Genomic DNA, 24,021 nt, shown 5'->3' on the forward strand with positions numbered 1-24,021 from the left:
GTTAATCTGCCAGCTTTGCGAGAACTCCGTTGATAAAAGCCGGACCCTCGTCACTGCTGTACCGCTTCGCAAGTTCTACCGCTTCATTGATCGCCACCTTGACCGGGATGTCATCGTCCCATTTGATCTCGTAGACTGCAAGCCGCAAAATTGTCAGGTCCACTTTATTCATTCTTCCGGTCTTCCATCCGGTCGTATGTTCATTGATCAGCACGTCAATCTCCGGGATCAGTGCTTCAATTTTCCTGCTTTTTTCCTCAATATACGCCTCATCCTCTTCTCTTACTTCCCGTTCCGTCTTCAGAAGGTCCATATAGAGGTCCGCCTGCTCCGGAAGCTCTTCCGGTGTGTGGAATTCCTTTCCAAATAAAATTCTGAAAATGTGTTCTCTGATTTCTGATCTTCCCATATTACTTCCTTTCTCTGCTCTTCCCGCATGGCTTTCCTGCCTTTTACCGGCAGAACTTTTCTGTGGAATAAAAAAGGGGCATCATCCCGACACCCCTCATTATACCGTACTTTCCGCTATGCGGCAATCTATTGTGCATAAAAATGCATTTTCTCGTATATTTATTCTTTACAATGTGCGGGTTTTATGCTTCTGTGTCATCATCAACGCCTACAACACGGATATTGACATCAGCGACAGTCAGTCCTGTCATATTTTCAATTGCTGTCTTGACTTTTTCCTGTACCTTGGAAGATACTTCCATAATATTCTTTCCAAACCGTAAATTCAGTGATAAGGATACTGTCACTACGCCGTCCAGAACATCTACCTTGACTCCCTTTGAGAGATTCTTCTTTCCCAGTTTACTGATGAGATCTCTCGTGGATGTGCCAGCCATGGAAGATACGCCGTCCACTTCCATTGCCGCAAGGCCTGCAATAATCGCTACCACCTCATCAGCAATCTGTACCTGTCCGATCTCCTCTTCCTGGATCGTATAGGTATTTCTTTCTTCTTTCCCCATATCTGAAACCTCCTCATCTCGGTCTTAATGCACATTTCCTGTGTATAGAATACACAATTACTGTGTTCATTATACCAAATTCCCCGGATGCTTACAAGGCGATTTGCCATTTCATAAAAATTTTATCTTTCTCCATCTTGTCCGCTCCGGTTTTTCGTGCTATCCTTTGGCCATCGGAAAAAGCATTCTGCTTTTTCATCGTTCACGGCATTCGCCGATTTACCCAACTGTTTGACAAAAGAAACATGGCTGGCAGCTTCCTGTCTGGAAAATGTGTTTAGAAAATATATCTGGAAAATCCGTTTCCTTCGGGGTGTCTCTTTTCTGATACCGGAAAGTATGGTAGACTACAAGAAACGGAAACAGTTTTCTTATGTCAGAGGCATTGCCATCGCAGAAAGGAGACTGTTTATGCAGCAAAACAACATGACAAATCAAACCACCGCGGCCACTTCGGAAGAAGATTTTATTATGAAGCCTTACATCGACTGGTGCTTCAAAGAGCTAATGCGGAATCCGAATACAAGAAGAGGGTTCATCGCCGAATTGCTGAAGCTTTCCCCTGATCAGATCGGGAATACGACCATCCTGGAAAATGAACTTTCCAAACGGTCGGAGGAGGAAAAGAAGGGAGTACTGGATGTTCACGTTCTTCTGGAAAACGGCACTCAGCTGGACATCGAGATGCAGGTCGTCTACATGCACTACTGGGACGACCGGAGTCTGTTTTATCTGTGCAAGATGTTTTCCAGTCAACTCCACAAAGGCGAGGACTATGATCAGCTTCAAAAATGCGTGCATGTCGGCGTTTTGAATTTTACCTACTATAAAAATGATGATATCTGTTATCGCAAGGCCCGGATTTACGATGAAGAAACCGGAAGCCTGTACAGTGACAAGCTGGAAATTCAGGTTCTGGAACTCCCCAAGATTCCCAAGGAGTATCATCATCCGGACGGTATCATTGCATGGATGAAATTCTTCCGCGGCGGTAAAAAGGAGGACTTAAAGGAGATGTCAAAAGGAAATTCTTATCTTGAAGAAGCCTATGAAGATCTGATGGAAATGAGCCAGGATGAAGAAAAACGCCGTGCATATGAGGCAAGAGAACGTGCAATTCGAGATCAGCTGTCCCTGCAGCGACAGGCCGAACGTACTTTTCAGCAGTTGACAGACGCACAGGAAAAACTGGAAAAGGCAGCGCGGAAAATAGTCGAGGCGGAACGAAAAGTGGTTGAAGCAGAACAAAAGGCTGCCGTGGCTGAACAGAAAGCAGTCGAAGCAGAACAAAAGGCTGCCGTGGCAGAACAGAAAGCAGTCGAAGCAGAACAAAAGGCTGCCGTGGCTGAACAAAAAACTGCCGTGGCTGAACAAAAAACTGCCGAGGCTGAACGAAAAACGGTTGAGGCGGAACAAAAAACGATTGAGGCGGAACAAAAAACGATTGAGGCGGAACAACGGTCTGAAAAGACTCAGGGAAAGCTTTCCGAAGCTCAAAGGCTGTTGGAAACAGTTCGTGCGCAGAAAGATGCTGCGCATGAGCAGGGACGGAAGGATGCCGTGATGGAATTATATCAGGAAGGGGTCCTGAATCTAGAACAGGCAGCGTCTGCATGCGGGATGTCCCCAGACGATTTTCAAAAGCAGTTCGTTTAAACAGAAGGATCGAAAGTCAGAGATTGAAAGAGGGGCCGTTGCAGCTTAAAAAAGCTGCAACGGCCCCTGAACAATTTCATCATCAATGCTATGGTATTGACAAACCTGTATCCCTTCGTTTAAGACCGGCCAAACTCGGAAAGCTTCAGTCCTTCATTTCTCTCCAGTGTCATCCGGATGCTCCATTCGTGTACAAACAAGAGCAGTGGTCTTTCTTTCAGATCTTTGATCTTCTTCATATCGGATGTACCGGTCAGACGATCCATATCGATTTCCTCATTTTCGATCCAGCGGATATGCTCATACGGCAGCGTTTCCAGAATGATATCCACACCGTACTCATTTTTCAGACGGTATTTCAACACATCGAACTGCAGAACGCCGACTACACCGACGATAATCTCCTCCATTCCGGTGTTAAACTCCTGGAAAATCTGGATCGCACCCTCCTGGGCAATCTGATTGATCCCTTTGATGAACTGCTTTCTCTTCATCGTATCTACCTGGCGCACCCGTGCAAAGTGCTCCGGCGCAAAGGTCGGAATCCCCTCATAGGCAAATTTTTCCGGGGATGTGGTGATCGTATCTCCGATTGAGAAAATGCCCGGATCAAAAATTCCGATGATATCTCCGCCGTATGCTTTCTCGATCATTTTTCTCTCACTTGCCATCATCTGCTGCGGCTGGGAGAGACGGACTTTCTTTCCTCCCTGAATATGGAAGGCGTCCATCCCTGCGTCAAACTCTCCGGAACAGATGCGCATAAATGCGATCCGGTCCCGGTGTGCCTTATTCATATTTGCCTGAATTTTAAATACAAAAGCAGAAAAATCTTTCTCCGTCATCGGATCGATGTCGCCTTTGTCCGAATGTCTCGGAAGCGGAGACGTCGTCATTTTGAGGAAATGCTGCAGGAAGGTCTCTACTCCGAAGTTGGTAAGCGCAGATCCGAAGAAGACCGGAGAAAGCTCTCCTTTATCCACCAGATCCTGGTCAAACTCTGCACTTGCTCCGTCCAGAAGCTCGATCTCTCCTAACAGCTGCTCTTTCTGGTCCGGATCCATGTAACTGTCCACATCCGGGTCATCCAGACGGATCTTCTTTACTTCCCCTGTAGTCGTTCCCTTTTTCGTATCGAAGAACAGCTCGATCTCCTCTTCATTTCTGTCATATACCCCGCGGAATGCCTTTCCCGATCCGATCGGCCAGTTGACCGGACAGGTTGCGATGCCAAGCTCCTTTTCGATATCATCCAGAAGCTCGAAGGTATCCATCGCTTCTCGGTCCATCTTGTTAATAAAGGTAAAGATCGGGATATGACGCATGACACAGACTTTGAACAGCTTTCTTGTCTGCGCCTCCACACCTTTGGATGCGTCGATCACCATCACGGCGGAATCCGCCGCCATCAGGGTCCGGTATGTGTCCTCCGAGAAATCCTGATGTCCCGGAGTATCAAGGATATTGATGCAGTATCCCCCATAATTAAACTGCAGTACCGAAGAGGTGACCGAGATTCCTCTCTCCTTTTCGATCTCCATCCAGTCTGACACCGCATGCTTTGCAGTCGCTTTTCCTTTTACGGAACCTGCCTGATTGATGGCTCCGCCATATAATAAAAATTTTTCAGTCAATGTCGTCTTCCCGGCATCCGGGTGGGAAATAATCGCGAACGTTCTCCGCTTTTTTATTTCATCTGTAATCTTTGACATGATACTCTCCTGTATTTTCTTTTATTCTACCCGGAATCTTCCATATGATTCCACACAGGTAAATATTGTAGCACATCCATCCTGAATTTCGCAACAGGTTTTCCCGTCCAGACCGCATTTTTCGGACCTTTTGCGCGTGATGTCCGCTTTTTATTCTGCTGTTTCCGTATTCTCTGTGCCTTCCGTGTTGGTTTCCGAATCCGAAGACGTGCCCTCTGCAGCAGCGGTATTCTGGTCCGCCTTTTTATTCATCGGAGTGATGACGATATTTTCCGGCGCCACTCCGGTTTTTCTTGTGACAATATCCTCGATCTGGGCACGGTTTGCCTCCGTCATTTCCACATTTCCGACGACCACATCCGCTTCCCCTTCACTGACCGTCACAACCGTCTCGGTAAATCCTTTTGAGGCAAGCAACGTTTCTGCCGCAGACTCCTGCTCAGCCACCCTGGTCAGCTCGATCATCTGATTTACCGCCTCTTCTTTCTGTTCCTCTGTCACAGAAGCGCTGTCGATAATCCCCTGCAACGTCTCCTTGTTTTTCGCCCGTACCTGTTCTCTGGATACCTTGGCCTGGGCCACCGTATTTTTCACCTCTCCGCTTGTCAGCACAGCCTCTCCCGGTGTGCCTTCCACATCCCCGTCCGTTTCCTCGGACGCGTCCTGATCCTGGCTTTCAATATCCCCGGACCCGGTCTCGATATCTTCCTCGGAAATATCAAGCAGTTCACTGTTTGCCTGCTGGGAAACTCCGCTGTCATCTGTACTTTCAAAAAGTTTTCCTGAATAATTCAGATACCCTGCCGCCGCGATCATCAATGCCAGTGCCGCCACAATCACCTGATTTTTCTTAATCAATCGTTTCACCGTCATTCCTCCTGCTTTTCCTATTTCATCTTTACTACCTTAATCTTATGTGACTCTACGGGAAATAATGCCTCAACCGCCTCTGTAATCTGTTGTACCACAACCGGTTCATCTCCTCCCTCACAGAGCACTACCACCCCTTCCACTGCCGGAGTCAGTTCTTTTGCCACATAAGGCGTCTGTCCCCTGTCTGTCGTTTCTTCATAAACCGTTGTCTCGCTGCTTGTACTTTGGGTTTCATCTTTGGATGTCTCCTTGTCTTTTTCCACTATCTTTTCTGAAGAGGAAGAAAGAGTAATCATCACCTTCACCTTCCCTGCCCCTTCCATCTGCGCCAGAATCTTTTCCAGCTTAGCCTCAGCCATGGAAGCGTAATCCTCTTCATTCACGGTGTCGGTTTCAGCCTTTTTTGTCTTCCTGTTTTCAGGTTCAGAAACAGGAAGTGCTATCACCAGAAGCAAAAGCCCGGCAAGCAGCAGAAGCAGCCACTTATTTTTCATCGGCATTTTCCCGCCCTTCAGAAGATTCTGAAGCCATGTCCTGCTGCCATTCAAAATATCCCTCCTCCGCAGACTCGAATTGTTCCCTCGCCCGTTCCATTTCCTTTACGTTCTGGCGGTATTCCATACTATGATACAGGTTTTCAAATTCTCCCTCCAGCTGGAATACCCCAAGCACCGGCCTTGCCAGAAGCAGAATCAATACCAGCCCCGTAAAAAAGCGGATATACTTTTTGTAATCGGAATCCGGAATGATCTGCATCAGCATTGTCATCAAGATCAGATAAAAAACAAGATTCTTTATCCAGTCATATATATATGTAAACATGTCTCCTCCTATGACCGAACGGCCGCCACAATCACGATGGTAATCAAAAACAGCACTGCACTGGTATAGACGGTTTTTAACAGAAGCACCGCTCCGTCTCCTGCACCTGCAATGCATCCGACCACCCGTTTATCCGAAACAGGCTCCAGGAGCGCCGCGGTCAATTTATATAGAAGCGCCATCACCGCAATCTGAATAACCGGAATGAGACAGATCACCACACAGATAACCGCGCCGGCCACTCCGATTCCATTCCGGATCAGCGTCAGCGCCGAAATGATAATCTCCGTCATTCCTCCAATGGTATTTCCAATTCCAGGAATGGATTCCAGCCCTTTTTGCAGTCCGCTTCGCCTGACCTGGTCAAGTACCGGACTGATGAGCCCCTGTATCAGATTCATCCCCACAATTCCTACCAGCATCGTCTTTAAGATCCAGCTGATCACCGTTTCCACCAGTTCCGCAAACCGTCCCAGAAATGGTTCCGGGGAGAGTTCATCCATCAGACGGATCATCAGATATACATGGATCAGCGGTAGAATCAGATAGCAGACCACATTCTGGACGAGAAAAATAAGGAACAGCATCAGATTATAAAACACAACAGAAGTCGCGCTCCCCGTGACCACAGCCGCGGCCATCAGGTAGACCGGACAGAGCACCTGCATAAAATCCGTCAAAAGCTGCAGCCCGGATGTAACCGCATCCATCATCATCTCAAAGGTCTGCAAAAGCAACGTAATCAAAAGCAGATACAAAATAAAAAATCCCGCATCCGCAGCCTGTCCTGCCGCAAACACATGGCTGAAGTTGGCAAAGACTGCCGCAATCAGCGCGATCACCAGGATGTGGAGCATCGCCTGTCTGTTTTCGGAAAGGACCGAAAACAAGGTGCCAAGAAGTCCTTTTCCCGCAAGCTGCAAGGCACCGGACACATCCCCTTCCATAAACGTCTCCAGAACATCGGCAAACCGGATTCTCTCATCCGGAAAGATTTCCCGCATCATCTTATCCACATCCGTGAAATCCAGATCCTCCATCATCTCCCGGGCCGCCTCCGGTGTTTCCTCCTCCCCGTTTGCTGCTTCTGCCGTCACACTCAGGCCGCCCCAAAACAGGAGAAGTCCAAGAATGACTGCCAGAACGATTCTGCTTTCCTTTCTTCTCATGATAAAAACGCCTCAATCGTCCGAAGCAGCGTCAGGAGAACCGGCATTCCAAGCGCCAGCACTGTGATCTTCCCGAAGAGCTGAATCTGGGCGGCGATGGTCTGGCAGCCGGAATCTTTGCAGATATTGGAGGCAAATTCCGCCACATAAGTAATACCAAGCATCTTCAGGAGAACTCCAAGATAAGAGCCTTCAATCTGGAGGAACGAGCCGATCTCCTTTACCGTATCCAGCACTGTGCCGAGCTTTCCAATAATCCCCGCACCAAGCAGAATTCCCGCCGCAATACTGACATAAATTCCGTATTCTGTTTTTCCTCCCTTAAACTGCAACGCAATCAGTGCCGCACATACACCGATGGCCGCTGCTTTTTGTATGGACATCTACTCCCTCCTTTGCCTCGTCATTTTATTTACAGCTACAGGGCAAACAGACGCCTCATGGTTTCAAACAGATCGTAGATATACGGCACAATCCAAATCAGGACCAGAATCAGCCCGGCAAGACTGGTCAAAAACGCCTGCTCCTCCCGCCCGCTGTGCTTTAACACCTGGCTTAAAACCGAGACCAGAATTCCCACTGCGGCAATTTTAAAGATCAGACTGACACTCATACGCACTTCCTTCCCTTCTTTTTTCTCCCAGCATTTCATCCATCGTTTTTTACAAAAACAGAATCGTAAGAAAAACCCCGCCAAGCACTCCAAGACAGTTCCCGATCCTCCGCCTGGGACCAATCTCCGCTTCCGCCTCCCGGATCCATTTTTCCCATCGCTCTCCCGAGAGTTTCAGCATCCCCGTCTGCATCTTAAGATCCAGATATCCGGTCTGGCTCCCAAGGGAAAGAAATATTTCCCACTCCTCTGCGGACAGATGCTTTTCCTTTCGATATGCCTCCAAAGTCCGGGAGGCATATTCACGGAACCACTCCGGAAACTTAAGGCTTCCCTGCTCCTCAAACACCCGGTGCGCCTGCACAAACAACGATGCATACGGCTCCTTGATTCTGGAAGAGATCTCCAGCATCACCTCCGGGAACGGCTCCCTGGTATATTCAATCTCGCCCCGGATCATCTGATACAATTCTCTCAAGAAACGCAGTTCTTCCAGATGCTGGTTCAGCGACCGCCCGTAACCGAAGCCAAGGGCCGAACAGGCAGAAACTACAAGAACCGCTCCCGCGACTTTCAACAGCACGGCTGTCCCCTCCTGTCATAAATCCCTTCGATCATGCCCGGCCTGTCCCCCTGCTTCAGTACAATGTACCGCTCAAACCGCTCCTCCTGAATCATTCTCCCAAGAACCGGCTTTTTCCTCAGCTCCTGTACCGAATTTCCATGGGCCGTCACAAGTATCCTGCACCCACAGTGCATGGCATACTCAATCGCTTCCACATCCTCCTTCGTCCCGATCTCATCCGCCGCCACCACTTTCGGCGTCATCGAACGAATCAGCATCAGCATCCCCTCCGCCTTCGGGCATGCATCCAGCACATCACTGCGAAGGCCGATATCATTCTGCGCCGCCCCAAGATAACATCCGGCAATCTCCGAACGCTCGTCCACAATTCCCACTGTACAGCCCTTCACATAAGTATTGCCGTCAGATACCTGACGGATGATATCCCGAAGCAAGGTCGTCTTTCCGCAGCCCGGAGGCGAAATAATCATCGTATGGTACAGCTCCTTCTGATTCGTAATATACGGAAACACCCGGTCCGCACACCCTTTCACCTCATGGGCCGCACGAATATGTACCGAAGACACATACCTAAGATTCTTTACCCGGTCTCTCTCCGTAATCGCCTTTCCCGCCATCCCCACACGATGACCACCCTCAATCGTCAAAAAACCCTTCCGCATCTCCTCCTCAAACGCATACGGCGAATATCTGCTCATAAAATTCACAATCTCCTTCAACTCCTCTTTTCCCGGAAAATAATCCAGACGTACCTCCCGACCGCCCACATAAACACAAACCGGCCGCCCGACCCGGATACAAATTTCCGTAACCTGATCAAAATCCAGATTTCTCTTTCCTATTACACTCTTCAACCTTTCCGGAAGAATCCGAAAAATCTCCTCCCGCTTACTCATGATTGTCCACCACCTTTTACATCACAATATATGCAGGGGGACGTGTTCTGATGCATCGGAACACGTCCCCATTGAAAAAATTATGAAGTTGTCTTTAAGTTGTTTTTACCGATCTTTTTCGACTTTTTATCTTTTTGTTATGTGGCGCATCAGATATTTCCCTGTCGCAGTCTCGGATTTTCTGTAGTTTCTGGATTTCATACTTTTGTAACTTTTAGATCGGGCAGGCGGGTTTTGTGTATACATCTATTATTGTCTAATTTTTTTCACAGGTACACGACGTAGTTAGTTTGGTGGATCTTATTGTTTGGATAGTTGTTTCTTTACTTTTGCTGTTTTTCCAGTATTTTCAAGGGGTTGTGGGATATTTTGTAGGTTGAAAGAGATGAGATGTAGACGTTTAACGGGGACGTGTTCCGATGCGTCGGAACACGTCCCCGTTAAAAAATTTCCATATTATCATTTTACCTTCAACTGGGCGTATCCGCAGAATTCCAGGAACTGATTCAATGCAGCCAGCATGGAATTTACGCTGCTTACAGCGTAACGCTCTATCAGCCATTCTTTATATGCAAGAAGTCTTGCCTTGTCCACTTCCCGGCTGTTTCCAAGAAACTTCAAAAAGCAACGCAGGTCTGTACTGTATTTGCTAATAGTCGTCTCCGCGTTTTCCCTTTCATATAGATAGGTTTTAAAATCCTTAACATCTGTTTCCTTCACCGTAAAATATACTTTCTCTGTCATGATGATTCCTCCTCACGCTTACTTTTCCCTGTTTTTATCCTTCTATAATATAAAGATGGAATAAAACAGCAAAAAGGGTCAGAAAAACGGGAAATTTTTACAATTTTTTTCTTTTTTACATCCGGGCAATAAAAAAAGAAGCACATCCGGCAGCATGCTTCTGCCCTGATATGCTTCTTTTACTCGGTTTCGATTTATACAGATACAATGCGGTTCTGTATTTTTATAAAAGTTTCTTATAGTAAGACTCTGCCGTATAAAGTGCGGCAACCGGATTGTGTCCCAGTACCCGGTCTTTGGTCACGGCTGTGGTAACCGGTGCATCCGAATGTTTGTAGAACAGGCTGTCGTGTCCTACGCAGAGGCCGACTACGACATTGAGGTCGGTCTTTTCTTTGTTCAGATATTTTGCCTGTAAGATCGGATTGCACATGTGGCAGCCGATTTCCTGACATTCTTCCGGGATGCCGATTCTGCTTTTGTCCACCGCTCCTGTTTTGCAGGCTACTCCGATGACTTCCAGACCGTGGGATCTCAGGATCTTCGCCAGTGTCCTGCTCTCCCGGATCAGTCCGACACAGGTCGCGATTCCGATCTTTTTCGCTCCGATTTTTCCGGCGAACTGAATGATCTCCTCCACTCTTGTCAGTTTCAGATATCCTTCATACTCGACCTCCGCCGCGGCAATGGCAAGCTTATGATTCTCCGGATCTTCATAGCAGGCAAGCGCCTCCTCCAACAGTTCTTCGTCCAGTGACGCAGTCAGGCAGAAATCCGGGTAGTTCCCGTCCTTTTTCTCACATGCTGTCACTGCACAGTCTACGCAGGATCTTCTGATCTTTTTTTCTTCCATTTTTTCGTTCCTCCCAGTCCTTTTTCCGTCTTCTCTTTTCCCATCATATCACACTTTTCCCACAAAAAAAAGCATCCACACCGTCTATGGCATGGATGCTTGAACTTTTCCGTTTGGATTATCTGTTTTCCGGAGCGACGTCTTTGATGCTGAAGCTGATTCTTCCCATCTTGTCTTTTCCAAGGCAGACTGCCTTGACCTTGTCTCCCAGTGTCAGAACATCTTCTACGTGGTCGATGCGCTGTTTGCAGATCTTGGAAATGTGAACCATTCCCTCTTTGCCCGGAGCAAACTCGAGGAATGCGCCGAAATCTTTGATGCTGACTACTGTTCCTTCGAGAACCTGTCCGGCTTCGAAGTCTGTTACGATGATTGTGATCAGGCGTTTTGCCTCTTCCATCATCTCTTTGTCTGTACCGCAGATGGATACGCTTCCTTCGTCGGAAATGTCGATCTTCACACCGGTTCTTTCGATGATAGCGTTGATCGTCTTTCCTCTCTGTCCTACCACATCGCCGATCTTCTGCGGGTCAATGCTCATCTGAATGATCTTCGGAGCATATTTGCCGACTTCTGCTCTCGGCTCTGCGATTGCTTTGTTCATCACTTCATCGATGATGTAAAGTCTTGCCTGTCTTGTACGGGCAATCGCTTCCTCGATGATCGGTCTTGTCAGTCCGTGGATCTTGATATCCATCTGGATTGCTGTGATACCTTTATGTGTACCTGCCACTTTGAAATCCATGTCTCCGAAGAAGTCTTCCAGACCCTGGATATCTGTCAGGACGATGTAATCGTCGTCTGTCTCTCCTGTTACAAGTCCGCAGGAGATACCTGCTACTGCGCTCTTGATCGGCACACCGGCTGCCATCAGGGACATGCTGGATGCGCAGACACTTGCCTGAGATGTGGATCCGTTGGACTCGAATGTCTCGGATACCGTACGGATTGCGTACGGGAATTCTTCCTCAGACGGAAGTACCGGCACGAGGGCACGCTCAGCCAGCGCTCCATGTCCGATCTCACGACGTCCCGGTCCTCTGGACGGCTTTGTCTCACCTACAGAGTAGGACGGGAAATTGTAGTGGTGCATATAGCGTTTTGAAGTCTCTGCTTCATCAAGTCCGTCAAGTTTCTGTGCGTCAGAAAGCGGAGCAAGTGTTGTGATGTTGCAGATCTGTGTCTGTCCTCTTGTAAACATTGCGGAACCGTGTACTCTCGGGATCAGGTCTACTTCCGCTGCAAGCGGACGGATCTGGTCGATCGCTCTTCCGTCCGGACGTTTGTGATCTTTGAGGATCATCTTGCGGACAGTCTTCTTCTGATACTGGTACAGCGCTTCTCCGATGCGTGGCAGCCACTCTTCGTTTTCAGCAAATGCCTCTTCGAGACGATCCTGAATCACGCGGATGTTCGCCTCTCTTGTCTGCTTGTCATCGGTAAATACTGCTTCTTCCATCTCCTCAGCCGGAACGAGCTTCTGGATCTCTTCCATCAGGTCTGCCGGTACTGCGAAGCTTTCATATTCATGTTTCGGCTTGCCGCACTCTGCTACGATCTGGTCGATGAATGCGATTACCGTCTGGTTTACTTCGTGTGCCGCGAAAATCGCTTTGATCATCACATCTTCCGGTACTTCGTTGGCTCCGGCTTCGATCATGATGACTTTTTCTTTTGTAGATGCAACAGTCAGCTGCATATCGGATACTGCTTTTTCTTCTGCAGTCGGGTTGAATACGAACTCACCGTTTACAAGTCCTACCTGTGTAGAAGCTGTCGGTCCGTCAAACGGAATATCGGAGATCGCAACTGCGATTGCGGATCCAATCATTGCTGTCAGTTCCGGGCTGCAGTCCTGATCTACAGAAAGGACAAGGTTTTCCAGGGTAACATCGTTTCTGTAATCCTTCGGGAAGAGCGGACGCATCGGGCGGTCGATGACACGGTCTGTCAGGATCGCATTTTCAGATGCCTTTCCTTCTCTTTTGTTGAATCCTCCCGGAATCTTTCCAACTGCATACATCTTTTCATTGTACTCTACGTTCAGCGGGAAGAAATCGATTCCTTCTCTTGGCTTCTCAGAAGCTGTTGCTGTGGAAAGTACTGTTGTTTCTCCATAGTGCATCAGTGCTGCACCGTTTGCCTGCTTTGCCACTCTGCCTACATCAACACGCAGAGGACGTCCGGCAAGTTCCATCTCAAATGTCTTGTACATAAGATCCTCCTCATTTTTCTTTTCTTTTTTTGTCGTGCGAAGAATCCCGAAACTACTGAAAAACAAGTCATATACTGGCTTGCTTTTCAGTGGTCCCGGTGTCTCTCCCCGCATACATTTCGCATGATTTTGACAAATATTGAAAACCGGAAAAATATCCCGGCAGTATAAAAGAGGACGGATAAGTGTCCGTCCTCTCTGAATAGCCTGACTATTTTCTGAGTCCTAATCTTTCAATCAAAGAACGGTATCTTTCGATATCCTTTTTCTTTAAATATGCAAGAAGACCACGTCTCTGACCTACCATCTTCAAAAGACCTCTTCTGGAATGATGATCCTTTGGATTTGCTTTGAAATGCTCTGTTAATTCATTGATTCTTGCTGTCAGGATTGCTACCTGAACTTCCGGAGATCCTGTGTCTCCTTCGCTTCTTCCATACTCAGCAATAATAGCTGCTTTCTTTTCTCTGTCGATCATGTTTTTATCCTCCTTATTTTTGAAACGCCGGATATCAGGCGGCGGTCGGAGTCTTCCGTCCACTGGATATCGGCTCACTCATACTTTTTGAGTATATCATGGCACCCTGCCGGATGTCAATTCTTTTCTTCACTTTTGTTTTTGATTTCCAGAAGCATGCGTCTGCTTTCCATTGTGAGAAGAAAGTGTCTCTTTCCTTCCCGTATATCTGTCTGAATCTGCCTTTTAAGTTCATCTATATCGTCAAACTTTTCTTCCGGTCTCAGATAATGATAAAGCTGCAGTACGACCTGCTTTCCGTCTGCTTCTTCCTTCTCCTCATAGCAGAAGAGATGAACCGAAAGAATGGTATCTTCCCCGCTTGATACAGTAGGCTTCTTTCCGATGTTGCACACACCCTGATACCATTGTCCGTCCACCTCCAGCTTACAGACGTAGGCTCCGGCAGGAGGCAGGATTTTTTCCTGACACGGGAAGATATCCATCGTCGGATATCCGATCCGGCGTCCCATGCCCTCTCCTTTCCTCACTGTACCCGCGATTGTATAAGGATAACTGAGCAGCCGGTTCACAAGATCAATATCTCCTGTTTTCATGACTTCCTTTACATAAGTACTGCTTACGATGCGTTCTCCGTAATACTCATTTGGTATCACTTCGAGACGGTATCCGTACGTTTCCTGGTACTTTGCGAGCATCCCGACGTCTCCACGCCTCTCGTGCCCGAACCGGAAGTTTTCGCCAACCACAATGTATTTTGCATGAAACAGATCCGAGAGAATTTTCTCGATAAATACTTCCGCCTCCATCTCTTTTACGGACAGAAACGGACATTCAATCAGATAATCCACTCTTCCGTCCAGACGGATGGCACGCTCTTCATTCATCATCAGTTTTTTCTGGTCAAGGTGACACATTTTTTTGAATTCGGTCATCTCGAAAAAACAAACAACACTTTTTAAATCCGGCTCCTGCTCCACATGTTCCATAATCCGCTCCACCAGTTTACGGTGTCCTCTGTGCAGACCATCAAATTTTCCCAGCGTTACGGCAGTTCCGGCTTCTTCCTGGTAATGTTCAAATCCTGTAATATATTGCATGTTCTTTCCTCTTATTCCGGACTGTAAAACATTTTTTCCACCTGATATTTCTTTTCTCTCCCGGCATAGCGGTAGAGTGCGAGGAATCTTCCGTCCGGACCGTAGACCCGGATGGTCTCCCCGTCCTTTTCCGGGATGTGGTCCTCGATCTGATCCGGCGACAGGGCATTCCCGTTGTAAACGGTCTTTTCCTTTCCCTGCTTCACCGATACTTTCGGCGCATCCGGAAACATGGCATCGATCGGAACAAGAATCTCCCCGATCCTGCCGCCATCCAGATACTCCTGAATTTCAGAAAGAGTCCGACTTTGATCCAATGTAAAGTTTCCGGATTTTGTTCTGAGCAGGTCGCCCATACATGCCCCGCATCCAAGTTTTCTGCCGATATCATGACAGAGGGTGCGGATGTAGGTTCCTTTGGAGCAGACTACTTCAAACCTGACTTCCGGAAGCCGCATCTCAAGAATCCGGATGGAACGGATTTCCACCCGGCGGGCTTTCCGTTCGATTTCCTTACCTTCTCTTGCAAGTTCATAGAGCTTTTTCCCGCCAACCTTTACCGCAGAGTACATCGGCGGGATCTGGTCATAGATCCCTACGAAAGAAAGGATGGCTTCCTGCACTTCCTCTTCGGTCAGATGGTCGGTCGCGGAAGTATCGAGAACTGTACCGGAAAGATCCTGGGTATCGGTCTCTTTTCCAAGCACCATCACGGCTTCATATGCCTTTTCTTTGTCCGTCATCATTTCGCAGAGCCTGGTTGCTTTTCCAAGGCAGACCGGAAGGACGCCTTCCGCATCCGGATCCAGCGTCCCGGTATGTCCGATCTTTTTCTGTCTTGTCATTCCCCGAAGCTTTGCCACCACATCATGGGAAGTAAAGCCCTTTTCTTTTCTTACGTTCAGAATTCCGTGGATCATGCTTCTTCCTCCAGCTGAAGGGCAACCTGTCCGACGATGTTGTTGACTGCATCATGGACGGTTCCGCGGAACGTAAGTCCTGCGGCCCGCACATGTCCGCCGCCGCCAAAGTACTGGGCAACCTTGCTGACATCCACTTTCTCTTTGGAACGGAGGCTGACTTTAAATTCTCCGCTTTCCAGTTCGTAGAGGAAAATCGCAGCCTCCACGCCGGTTGTCACTCTCAGCTGGCTGACAATGCCTTCCAGATCTTTTGCCTTCACTCCAAAGAAGTTCATGCTTTTCTTTGTAATGTAGGAAAAGATTACTTTTCCGTCCATCAGACGGATACTCTCCAGAAGCGCCTTTCCAAGCACCTGATTCTGAGCGTAGGTCTTTTCATAAAATGTTTTCTCTATGATTTTCGGTCCGTCGATTCCTTTTCTTAAAAGCTCCGCAGCTGCCTCCATGGTCGAAGGCTTTGTGCAGGAATACTGAAACACTCCGGTGTCGTGTACAATTCCCAGATACAGTGCTTCCGCAATCTCCTTTGTGATCCTCTCTTTTTCCAGCAGATCATAGATCAGCTCAGAGGTGGAGCTTGCGTCCGGAACGATCTGGTTTACATCCGCAAATGCCAGGTTGCTCACGTGGTGGTCGATGCAGACCGTCTTTTTGGCCTGTTCAAACAGTGTACCTGCAAATCCGAGTCTTTTCGTATCCCCGCAGTCCAGTGCGAAGAACACATCATATCCGGTATCTTCCGGCAGCCCGTGACGGATCTCGTCTGCCCCTGTCAGCATATGGAACGAATTCGGGATCTCTTCCAAATACACATCCGTGCTGACTTCCGGATAATACATACGTAAATACTGGTAAAGCGCCAGGCAGGAACCGGTGCAGTCCCCGTCAGGCCGTACATGCCCTGCAATGCCGGCCCGCTTTACTCCTTTCAGTATCTCATCCAGTTTCAGCATATTACTCTTCCTCTTTCTTACTGCCTTTCGTGATATCGTCGATCTTCTTTGACATTGCCACCCCGTATTCGATCGACTGATCCAGAATAAAGCGGATCTCCGGGGTGTTACGAAGGTTCAGAGAATGTGCAAGCTCTCTTCTGATATACCCTTCTGCGCTCTGAAGCCCTTTGATTGTATCTGCCTGTGCCTTTTCATCACCAAGAACACTGATATAGGCTTTACAGGTCTTCAGATCCGGTGCGACTTCCACCGCAACGACAGAGGTGAACTCTGCCACGCGGGGATCTTTGATCCCCCCGCGCAGCATATTGGACAGTTCATGCATCACTTCTGTATTGACCCTCGTGTTTTTGATACTGTTTTTTCTCATATTTTCATCCTATCTTGGTTTTTCTACCATCTTGAATGCTTCTACCTGATCGCCTTCTTTGATGTCATTGTATTTTTCAAATACGAAACCACATTCGTATCCTGCTTTTACTTCTTTGACATCATCTTTGAAACGCTTCAGTGAAGCAAGTTTTCCTTCAAATACTACAATTCCGTCGCGGATAATTCTTGCGGAGCAGTCACGTTCAAAGATACCGTCCAGAACGTAAGCACCGGCAATGGTTCCGACTCCGGAAGCCTTGAATGTCTGGCGTACTTCCGCGTGTCCAAGCACCTGTTCTTCGAAGATCGGATCGAGCATACCCTTCATGGCAGCTTCCACGTCTTCGATGGCATTGTAGATGACACGGTACAGACGAACGTCAACATTTTCTCTTTCTGCTGTCTCTTTTGCTGCCGCATCCGGACGAACATTAAATCCGATGATGATCGCGTTGGACGCAGATGCAAGCATAACGTCGGATTCGTTGATGGCTCCAACTCCGCCGTGGATCACTTTTACAACAACTTCATCGTTGGACAGCTTCAGAAGGCTCTGCTTCATCGCCTCTACAGATCCCTGTACGTCCGCTTTGACTACGATATCCAGTTCTTTTAAGTTTCCTTCTTTAATCTGGTTGAACAGATCATCCAGAGACATCTTGGATTTTGTCTCCTCCAGCATCTTCATACGATTCTGGGAAATAAAGGTTTCCGCAAAGTTTCTTGCCTCTTTTTCGTTCTTGCTTACAACGAAGACTTCACCCGCATTCGGAACGTCATTGAATCCAAGGATCTCAACCGGCATGGATGGGCCGGCCTCTTTGACACGTCTTCCCTTGTCATCCATCATGGCTCTGACTTTACCAAACGCAGATCCGGCTGCAATGGCGTCACCTACACGGAGTGTTCCTTTCTGTACAAGGACAGTAGCCACCGGTCCTTTTCCTTTATCAAGCTGCGCTTCGATCACAAGACCTCTTGCGCGTCTGTTCGGGTTTGCTTTTAACTCAAGCATTTCCGCTGTCAGAAGGATCATCTCAAGAAGCTCCGGAATACCTTCTTTTGTATGCGCGGATACCGGAACGAAAATCGTGCTTCCACCCCAGTCTTCCGGGATGAGCTCATACTCTGTCAGCTCCTGTTTTACACGTTCGATATTCGCGCTTGGCTTGTCGATCTTGTTGATCGCGACAACAATCTCAACGCCCGCCGCCTTGGCATGGTTGATCGCCTCTACCGTCTGCGGCATGACACCATCGTCTGCGGCAACGACAAGTACTGCAATATCTGTGGAACATGCACCTCTAAGACGCATTGCCGTAAATGCCTCATGACCCGGTGTATCAAGGAATGTGATGCTCTCTCCGTTGATGTTGACAACAGATGCTCCGATATGCTGTGTGATTCCGCCGGCCTCTCTGTCTGTTACATTCGTGTGACGGATTGCATCGAGGAGGGAAGTCTTACCATGGTCAACGTGTCCCATAACGCAGACAACCGGTGGACGTTTTTTCATCTTCTTTTCGTCCTCTTCTTCCTCTTTTAAGAGCTCTTCGATTACATCGATTTCTTCTTCCTGCTCGCAAAGCACGTCAAACTCCATTGCGATCTCCTCTGCAGTATCAAAGTCGATCTCCTGGTTGACTGTCACGATTTTGCCCTGAAGGAACAGTTTCTTGACAATAGCGGACGGCTGGATCTTCATCGCGTCTGCCAGCTCCTTGATGGTGAGCATCTTCGGAATTGTGATCTGCTTGATCTGCTCTTCCTTCTTCTCCTGCTTCGGCTGCGGTTTCTCCATTACAGGCTGCTGGTTCTTCCTGCCTTTTCCCTGCTTCTGGCCAAACCTGCCTTCCCGTTCATCATCGCGGTCATAGTCTTTCTTCTTATAATTATCCTTCTGGTTTCTTCTCTGCGGCTTCTGCTCGGCTACCATCGGTGCCGGGATAGACGGTCCGTTGTTTCTTCCGTCTCTTGATCCTCTGCCCTGACGGTCTCTGTCACGATCTCTTCCGTCGCGGGAATCTCTGCCCTGGCGGTCTCTGTCGCGGTCTCTTCCGTCGCGGAAATCTCTTCCTCCCTGACGGTCTTTATCGCGGAAATCCCTGCCCTGGCGGTCTCTGTCTTTATTATCTCTTGATCCTCTGCCCTGACGGTCTCTGTCACGGTCTCTTCCGTCACGGAAGTCTTTTCCTCCCTGGCGGTCTTTATTGCCGTCTCTTCCCTGACCCTGACGGTCTCTGTCGCGAAAATCTCTTCCCTGACGGTCTTTGTTTCCGTCTCTTGCCGTACGGTTATTGTCGCGCCCTCTCTCCTGGGCAGATACGTATCCTTCTCTCTTTTCCTTATCCATTCCTGTTCTTCCTGACGCCTGCTGTCCGCCCGGTCTCTGGGCACCTCTTGCGTTCTGGCGTCTTTGTCCTCCCTGTGTGTTCTGAGGCCGGAAAACCTGAACAATAGTTTTCTTTTTCGGAGCTTCTGCATTGTGTCCGGCGCTTCCGAATTTCTTCTTCACATCCTCCACCTGCTGCTCTGTCAGAAAACTCATGTGGCTTTTCAGGTCCGCTCCGTTCCCTTTCAGATAATCCATAATTTCCTTGCTCGTTTTATCTATCTCTTTTGCTAATTCATGTACTCGCACTTTTGACATCCAACTACCTCCTATATGCAATTTTATTCTTCTTCCACTGTCAGCTGTTTCTTAATCTCGTCCGCAAATCCCGCATCTGTCACCGCAGCACTTGTGCGGAATTCTTTTCCCATTGCATGACCCAGGGTGTCCTGATCTGCATAAAACAGAATCGGAACGTCGTAAAAGCTGCACATGTTACGGAATTTCTTTTTTGTATTCTCAGAGGCATCCGCGGCGATAATCACAAGATAAGCCGTCCCTGACTTGACCGCCTGCTCTGTCTGAAAGTTTCCGCTTTTTGTCTTTCCCGCCCTGGTAGCCAGACTTAAAAGTGACAGACCTTTATTCAGTTTCAATCTGCTCCATCTCCTTTTCCAGCTGTTCATACACTTCGTTTGGAATCGCCTGCTTAAAAGAGCGTTCCAGCCCTTTGTTCTTTACTGCTTTTAGAAAACAATCTCTGGAAAAGCAGAGGTAGGCTCCTCTTCCGTTTTTTCTTCCTGTTGCGTCCAGAAGGAATTCCCCTTCCTTCGTGTGGATGACGCGGAGCATCTCCTTTTTGTTTTTCATCTCCCCGCACCCGACACATTTGCGCATTGGGATCTTTTTATTCATCACTTTCATCCCCGTAACTTTCTTCTTCATCAATGTCGTCTTCGTATGCGTCATCCTCATAGACGTCGTCCTCATAAACGTCATCTTCATAAATGTCCGACTCGAATACACCTTCTTCCATCGGCATATCCATGTAGTTTGCCGGAAGTTCTCCGGATTCGATTGCCTGAGTCTCACTCTTGATGTCGATCTTGTATCCGGTCAGTCTTGCGGCCAGTCTTGCATTCTGTCCTTCTTTACCGATGGCAAGAGAAAGCTGGTAATCCGGCACGATGACGCTTGCCGTCTTCTCTTCCGGATCTGCCGCAACCGAAATAACCTTCGCCGGACTCAGCGCGTTTTCGATGAGGATGGCCGGGTTGTCGCTCCAGTTGATGATGTCGATCTTCTCGCCACGTAATTCGTTCACGATGGCATTCACTCTCTGTCCGTTCATTCCGACACATGCTCCAACCGGATCCACGTCCGGATCATTGGACCATACGGCAATCTTTGTACGGGATCCTGCTTCTCTTGCAATGCTCTTGATCTCAACAATACCGTCTTTCACCTCAGTCACCTCGGACTCAAAGAGACGTTTTACAAGCTCCGGATGGGTACGGGATACGAGAATTTTCGGTCCTTTTGTCGTATTCTTTACTTCTACCACGTAAAGTTTGATACGCTCTGTCGGTTTGAATACTTCCCCTTTGACCTGCTCGTTTTCTGTCAGCATGGCGTCTGCCTTTCCAAGATCAATGCTGATGTTGCGTCCCACATAACGCTGCACGATTCCTGTCACAATGTCTTTTTCCTTCTCAAAGTACTGATCATAAACGACCTTGCGTTCTTCTTCCCGGATCTTCTGGAGGATCAGGTTCTTCGCGTTCTGTGTCGCAATCCGTCCAAAGGATTTTGAATCGATCGGTACCTGTACAATATCGCCAAGTTCATATTTGGAGTCCATCATCTTTGCATTTACAAGACTGATCTCCTCCTCCGGATCTTCCACTTCCTCCACTACGGTCTTCTCAGCGTAAACCGCGAAATCGCAGGTCTCACGGTTCATCACGACCTTAATATTATCCGCTTTTTTGAAATGGTTTTTGCAGGCGTTCATCAGGGAATTTTCAATTGCGTCCAGCATGGTCTCCTTGCTGATGTCCTTCTCCTGTTCCAGTATGGTAAGTGCTTCCATTAATTCTGTACTCATTGCTTTCTTTTCCTCCTAAACACTAAAAATCAAATGCCAGCCTGATCAATGCAATCTCTTTCCTGTCAAACTTCTGTTTTGTTCCATCTTCATAAGAAATCGTCACAGAATCACTGTCATATTCCTCTAACACTCCGGTAAACTCTTTCTGCTTGTCAATCATCCGGTATGTCCGGATCTCCACTTCTTCCCCGATGCTTCTTGCAAAGTCCCTGTCTTTCTTTAACGGTCTTCCAAGCCCCGGCGAACTCACTTCCAGGATATAGCTGTCGTCGATAAAATCCTTTTTATCCAGAAGATCAGAGAGCTCTCTGCTTACGACCTCGCAGTCGTTGATGGCAATTCCGCCCGGCTTGTCGATATAGGCCCTTAAATACCAGGTGCCAGCCTCTTTCACATATTCTACGTCAACCAGTTCAAACTCATACTTCGTAAGGATCGGAATCAGCAATTCCTCTGTTCTTTGTTCGTAGCTTTCTCTTTTTGACATCCTAACATCCTTTCTCTTTCAGATTTTCATGCCTGTCATAAAAAACCGTCCTGTATGCGGACAACCCGCAGAATTAAAGAAGAGTGAACATGACGTCCACTCTTCTGCCGATTTCTTATGTAACTATATGCACTATAGCACGTTTTTTTGACAAAATCAAGGTTTTTTGCCGATTTTAGCGGTTTTCTCCTATTTTACGATATCGAGAATGCCTCTGATGTCGAGAATCACATAGTCTGCTCCCGCATCCTTGTAAATTTTCTCCGCTCTTTCGTACTGTGCTTTCTTTTCTTCTTCGGAAAGAGCGTCAAATTCCTCTTTGGAGAGTCCGAGAACAGAACTTCCTTCCAGGATTCCGACCGCTTCCATTCCTGCGTTCTTTCCTTCTTTAATATCGGATACCGTATCTCCGACTTTGATGACCTTTCTCACATCAGAAAGTCCAAGTGCTTCCATGTTCTTGAAGATCATGTACGGGTACGGACGTCCGTGGTTTCCCACCGCATTCGGGCTGAACCAGCAGTCCGGCTCATATCCGAGCTCTTTTGCCTTCGGAGCAACGATGGCCATCATATCATCGGTGTATCCTGTTGTGGATCCTATCTTCATTCCCATCTCGCGGAGCTCTTTCACCGTTTCGATCACGTACGGTTTCGGATCTGCGAAGTTCGGAAGGTTTTCCAGAAGTTTCTTCTCGCTGAGCTCGTAAACCGCATGGACATCTTCCTCGGTCCAGTCTCTTCCATATTTTTCTTTCCACAGTCCGCTGATGCGTTCTCCCTGAAACATGGTCCGGATATGGTCGATTTTAAGCATTCCCATCGGTCCTCTGACCTCCTCCATGGTCGGGTCAATTCCGTATTCATGGAAGGAATCGAGGAATGCCTGTACCGGTGCAAAGCATCCGTAATCCACTGTCGTTCCTGCCCAGTCAAAAATCACTGCTTCGTATTTCATCTTAGTTTCTTTCCTTTAAAAATTCTGAAATGATTGCTGTCACCTTTACCATATCTTCCGGATAGATCTCTCCGATGTTTCCGATACGGAATGTATCTGCATCCGTTACTTTTCCCGGATAAATCGCGTATCCTCTTTCTTTGATGTACTGGTACATATCCTGGAAGGAGAAGTTGTGGTGTTCCGGATAGTAGAAGGTTGTAATGATCGGTCCCTGAACATCTGCTCCTACATATGGCCTGATACCAAGCTCTGCCAGATTTTCAATGAGAATCTGATTGTTCTTCTCGTAGCGTTCCTGTCTCTTTTCAATGCCGCCTTCTTCCTCCAGTTCGCGAAGCGCCTGTCTGAATGCAAGTACCACATGAGTCGGTGATGTGTATCTCCATTTTCCGTCTTTTTCCATTGTCTCCCACTGATCGTAGAGATCAAGAGAAAGGCTTCTTGCTTTTCCTTTGCTCTCCATCAGTTTGTCTCTTCTGCAGATAATAAAGGAGAATCCCGGAACACCCTGAATACATTTGTTGGCGCTGCTGATGATGAAATCAATACCAAGTTCTCCCACCTGGATATCCACGCCGCCGAAGCTTGACATAGCATCCACGATGAATGTCTTTCCTCTTTCTTTTACTACTTTTGCAACAGATTCGATATCATTTAAGATTCCGGATGTCGTCTCGCTGTGCACCATGGCAACGTGCGTAATCTTTGCATCCTCATCCAGATATTCCGCGATCTTTCCGGCATCCGGTACTTTATCAAAATTTTCTTCATAAAGAACGTAGTCAATTTTTGCATGTTCCGCAATTGATGCCATACGCTTTCCGTAAGCACCGTTTGCTGCGATCAGAAGTTTTTCATCTTCTCCAATGACGCTGGTCAGTACAGACTCCACGCCGAATGTTCCGCTTCCCTGCATCAGGACAACGGTGTAGTCCTCCTCGGAAACATGAGCCAGTTTTAACAGTTCTTTTCTGATCTCCTGTGTAATCTGTTTGTAGTCGTCATCCCATGTGCAATGGTCAAACAGCATCTCCTTTTTTACAGTATCCGTTGTGGTGAGCGGTCCTGGTGTGAGTAATTTGTAGTTCTTCATGATTTTCGTTTTCCTTTCCTTTTTCCTGTATTTTCGCATCCGCTCGGACGTATTGACAGACCGCCGGCCTTATTTTCCGGCAGTCTGCATTTGTCTT

Annotated in this window: 27 protein-coding genes; 1 reads left to right on the plus strand and 26 read right to left on the minus strand. The window is 47.8% G+C overall.

The genetic code is table 11. The annotated features are described in order from the left end of the window. Position 1 precedes the first annotated feature (1 nt). On the minus strand, positions 2-409 hold the full coding sequence (gene nusB, locus B5E64_RS04360) for a transcription antitermination factor NusB (protein WP_087167317.1): 408 nt from the start codon (positions 407-409) through the stop codon (positions 2-4). Between the two features lie 184 nt (positions 410-593). Beyond that, complete coding sequence (locus tag B5E64_RS04365) at positions 594-974, minus strand: Asp23/Gls24 family envelope stress response protein (protein WP_087167318.1); 381 nt, start codon at positions 972-974, stop codon at positions 594-596. A 273-nt stretch (positions 975-1,247) separates the two neighbouring features. Between B5E64_RS04365 and B5E64_RS04370 the strand changes: the two genes are divergently transcribed. Then, positions 1,248-2,630: an Rpn family recombination-promoting nuclease/putative transposase gene (locus tag B5E64_RS04370; RefSeq protein ID WP_140398822.1), complete on the plus strand. Its 1,383-nt coding sequence runs from the start codon at positions 1,248-1,250 to the stop codon at positions 2,628-2,630. A gap of 119 nt (positions 2,631-2,749) precedes the next feature. On the opposite strand, the gene B5E64_RS04375 is transcribed toward B5E64_RS04370, so the two are convergent. From B5E64_RS04375 to phnW, 24 genes are all read right to left on the minus strand, one after another. Further along, positions 2,750-4,342 (minus strand): peptide chain release factor 3, encoded by a 1,593-nt coding sequence (locus B5E64_RS04375; RefSeq protein ID WP_087167320.1) that lies wholly within the window; start codon positions 4,340-4,342, stop codon positions 2,750-2,752. 150 nt (positions 4,343-4,492) lie between these two features. After that, entirely contained in the window at positions 4,493-5,215 is a 723-nt protein-coding gene (locus tag B5E64_RS04380; RefSeq protein WP_207738697.1) for a SpoIIIAH-like family protein, read from the minus strand. Between the two features lie 14 nt (positions 5,216-5,229). Then, positions 5,230-5,763 carry a stage III sporulation protein AG gene (locus B5E64_RS04385; RefSeq protein ID WP_242960085.1) on the minus strand — a complete coding sequence of 178 codons (534 nt, stop codon included), beginning with the start codon at positions 5,761-5,763 and terminating at the stop codon, positions 5,230-5,232. Then, positions 5,699-6,037: a stage III sporulation protein AF gene (locus B5E64_RS04390; protein ID WP_162610131.1), complete on the minus strand. Its 339-nt coding sequence runs from the start codon at positions 6,035-6,037 to the stop codon at positions 5,699-5,701. Before B5E64_RS04390 ends, B5E64_RS04385 begins: the two co-directional genes overlap by 65 nt. Positions 6,038-6,045: 8 nt before the next feature. Then, positions 6,046-7,206 carry a stage III sporulation protein AE gene (locus B5E64_RS04395; protein ID WP_087167323.1) on the minus strand — a complete coding sequence of 387 codons (1,161 nt, stop codon included), beginning with the start codon at positions 7,204-7,206 and terminating at the stop codon, positions 6,046-6,048. Continuing rightward, positions 7,203-7,589 (minus strand): SpoIIIAC/SpoIIIAD family protein, encoded by a 387-nt coding sequence (locus B5E64_RS04400; protein ID WP_087167324.1) that lies wholly within the window; start codon positions 7,587-7,589, stop codon positions 7,203-7,205. The genes B5E64_RS04395 and B5E64_RS04400 overlap by 4 nt, the downstream gene beginning before the upstream one ends. 35 nt (positions 7,590-7,624) lie before the next feature. Then, on the minus strand, positions 7,625-7,819 hold the full coding sequence (gene spoIIIAC, locus B5E64_RS04405; RefSeq protein ID WP_024732252.1) for a stage III sporulation protein AC: 195 nt from the start codon (positions 7,817-7,819) through the stop codon (positions 7,625-7,627). 49 nt (positions 7,820-7,868) lie between these two features. Continuing rightward, positions 7,869-8,402: a stage III sporulation protein AB gene (locus tag B5E64_RS04410; protein WP_087167325.1), complete on the minus strand. Its 534-nt coding sequence runs from the start codon at positions 8,400-8,402 to the stop codon at positions 7,869-7,871. Then, the gene (gene spoIIIAA, locus B5E64_RS04415) at positions 8,393-9,301 is read right to left on the minus strand and encodes a stage III sporulation protein AA (protein ID WP_087167326.1); all 909 of its coding nucleotides are present in this window, start codon (positions 9,299-9,301) and stop codon (positions 8,393-8,395) included. Before spoIIIAA ends, B5E64_RS04410 begins: the two co-directional genes overlap by 10 nt. Positions 9,302-9,760: 459 nt before the next feature. Further along, on the minus strand, positions 9,761-10,045 hold the full coding sequence (locus tag B5E64_RS04420) for a site-specific integrase (protein WP_087167327.1): 285 nt from the start codon (positions 10,043-10,045) through the stop codon (positions 9,761-9,763). Positions 10,046-10,268: 223 nt separating this feature from the next. Further along, on the minus strand, positions 10,269-10,898 hold the full coding sequence (locus B5E64_RS04425; RefSeq protein ID WP_087167328.1) for a DUF1847 domain-containing protein: 630 nt from the start codon (positions 10,896-10,898) through the stop codon (positions 10,269-10,271). Positions 10,899-11,016: 118 nt separating this feature from the next. Next, positions 11,017-13,113 carry a polyribonucleotide nucleotidyltransferase gene (locus tag B5E64_RS04430; RefSeq protein ID WP_087167513.1) on the minus strand — a complete coding sequence of 699 codons (2,097 nt, stop codon included), beginning with the start codon at positions 13,111-13,113 and terminating at the stop codon, positions 11,017-11,019. 211 nt (positions 13,114-13,324) lie between these two features. Further along, positions 13,325-13,591 carry a 30S ribosomal protein S15 gene (gene rpsO, locus B5E64_RS04435; RefSeq protein ID WP_024732247.1) on the minus strand — a complete coding sequence of 89 codons (267 nt, stop codon included), beginning with the start codon at positions 13,589-13,591 and terminating at the stop codon, positions 13,325-13,327. A 116-nt stretch (positions 13,592-13,707) separates the two neighbouring features. Further along, a complete protein-coding gene (gene ribF, locus B5E64_RS04440; protein WP_087167329.1) occupies positions 13,708-14,691 on the minus strand; it encodes a riboflavin biosynthesis protein RibF in 984 nt (327 codons plus the stop codon). Positions 14,692-14,702: 11 nt separating this feature from the next. Then, on the minus strand, positions 14,703-15,611 hold the full coding sequence (gene truB, locus B5E64_RS04445; protein ID WP_087167330.1) for a tRNA pseudouridine(55) synthase TruB: 909 nt from the start codon (positions 15,609-15,611) through the stop codon (positions 14,703-14,705). Next, positions 15,608-16,567 carry a bifunctional oligoribonuclease/PAP phosphatase NrnA gene (locus B5E64_RS04450; RefSeq protein ID WP_087167331.1) on the minus strand — a complete coding sequence of 320 codons (960 nt, stop codon included), beginning with the start codon at positions 16,565-16,567 and terminating at the stop codon, positions 15,608-15,610. Before B5E64_RS04450 ends, truB begins: the two co-directional genes overlap by 4 nt. A gap of 1 nt (position 16,568) precedes the next feature. After that, positions 16,569-16,940, minus strand: a complete 372-nt coding sequence (gene rbfA / locus B5E64_RS04455; protein WP_087167332.1) for a 30S ribosome-binding factor RbfA — start codon at positions 16,938-16,940, stop codon at positions 16,569-16,571. Positions 16,941-16,949: 9 nt separating this feature from the next. Further along, positions 16,950-19,592 carry a translation initiation factor IF-2 gene (infB, locus tag B5E64_RS04460; protein ID WP_087167333.1) on the minus strand — a complete coding sequence of 881 codons (2,643 nt, stop codon included), beginning with the start codon at positions 19,590-19,592 and terminating at the stop codon, positions 16,950-16,952. A gap of 23 nt (positions 19,593-19,615) precedes the next feature. After that, on the minus strand, positions 19,616-19,930 hold the full coding sequence (locus B5E64_RS04465; protein WP_087167334.1) for a ribosomal L7Ae/L30e/S12e/Gadd45 family protein: 315 nt from the start codon (positions 19,928-19,930) through the stop codon (positions 19,616-19,618). After that, entirely contained in the window at positions 19,917-20,189 is a 273-nt protein-coding gene (locus B5E64_RS04470; RefSeq protein WP_242960086.1) for a YlxR family protein, read from the minus strand. The genes B5E64_RS04465 and B5E64_RS04470 overlap by 14 nt, the downstream gene beginning before the upstream one ends. Then, positions 20,182-21,381 (minus strand): transcription termination factor NusA, encoded by a 1,200-nt coding sequence (nusA, locus tag B5E64_RS04475; RefSeq protein WP_087167335.1) that lies wholly within the window; start codon positions 21,379-21,381, stop codon positions 20,182-20,184. The genes B5E64_RS04470 and nusA overlap by 8 nt, the downstream gene beginning before the upstream one ends. Before the next feature lie 22 nt (positions 21,382-21,403). Continuing rightward, positions 21,404-21,871: a ribosome maturation factor RimP gene (gene rimP / locus B5E64_RS04480; protein WP_087167336.1), complete on the minus strand. Its 468-nt coding sequence runs from the start codon at positions 21,869-21,871 to the stop codon at positions 21,404-21,406. 189 nt (positions 21,872-22,060) lie between these two features. Beyond that, positions 22,061-22,828, minus strand: coding sequence for a phosphonoacetaldehyde hydrolase (phnX, locus tag B5E64_RS04485; RefSeq protein ID WP_087167337.1), 768 nt, complete (start codon positions 22,826-22,828; stop codon positions 22,061-22,063). A gap of 1 nt (position 22,829) precedes the next feature. Continuing rightward, a complete protein-coding gene (gene phnW, locus B5E64_RS04490) occupies positions 22,830-23,924 on the minus strand; it encodes a 2-aminoethylphosphonate--pyruvate transaminase (protein WP_087167338.1) in 1,095 nt (364 codons plus the stop codon). Positions 23,925-24,021 lie beyond the last annotated feature (97 nt).

The sequence above is a fragment of the Drancourtella sp. An12 genome (genome assembly GCF_002160935.1).
Lineage (GTDB): Bacteria > Bacillota > Clostridia > Lachnospirales > Lachnospiraceae > Sellimonas > Sellimonas catena.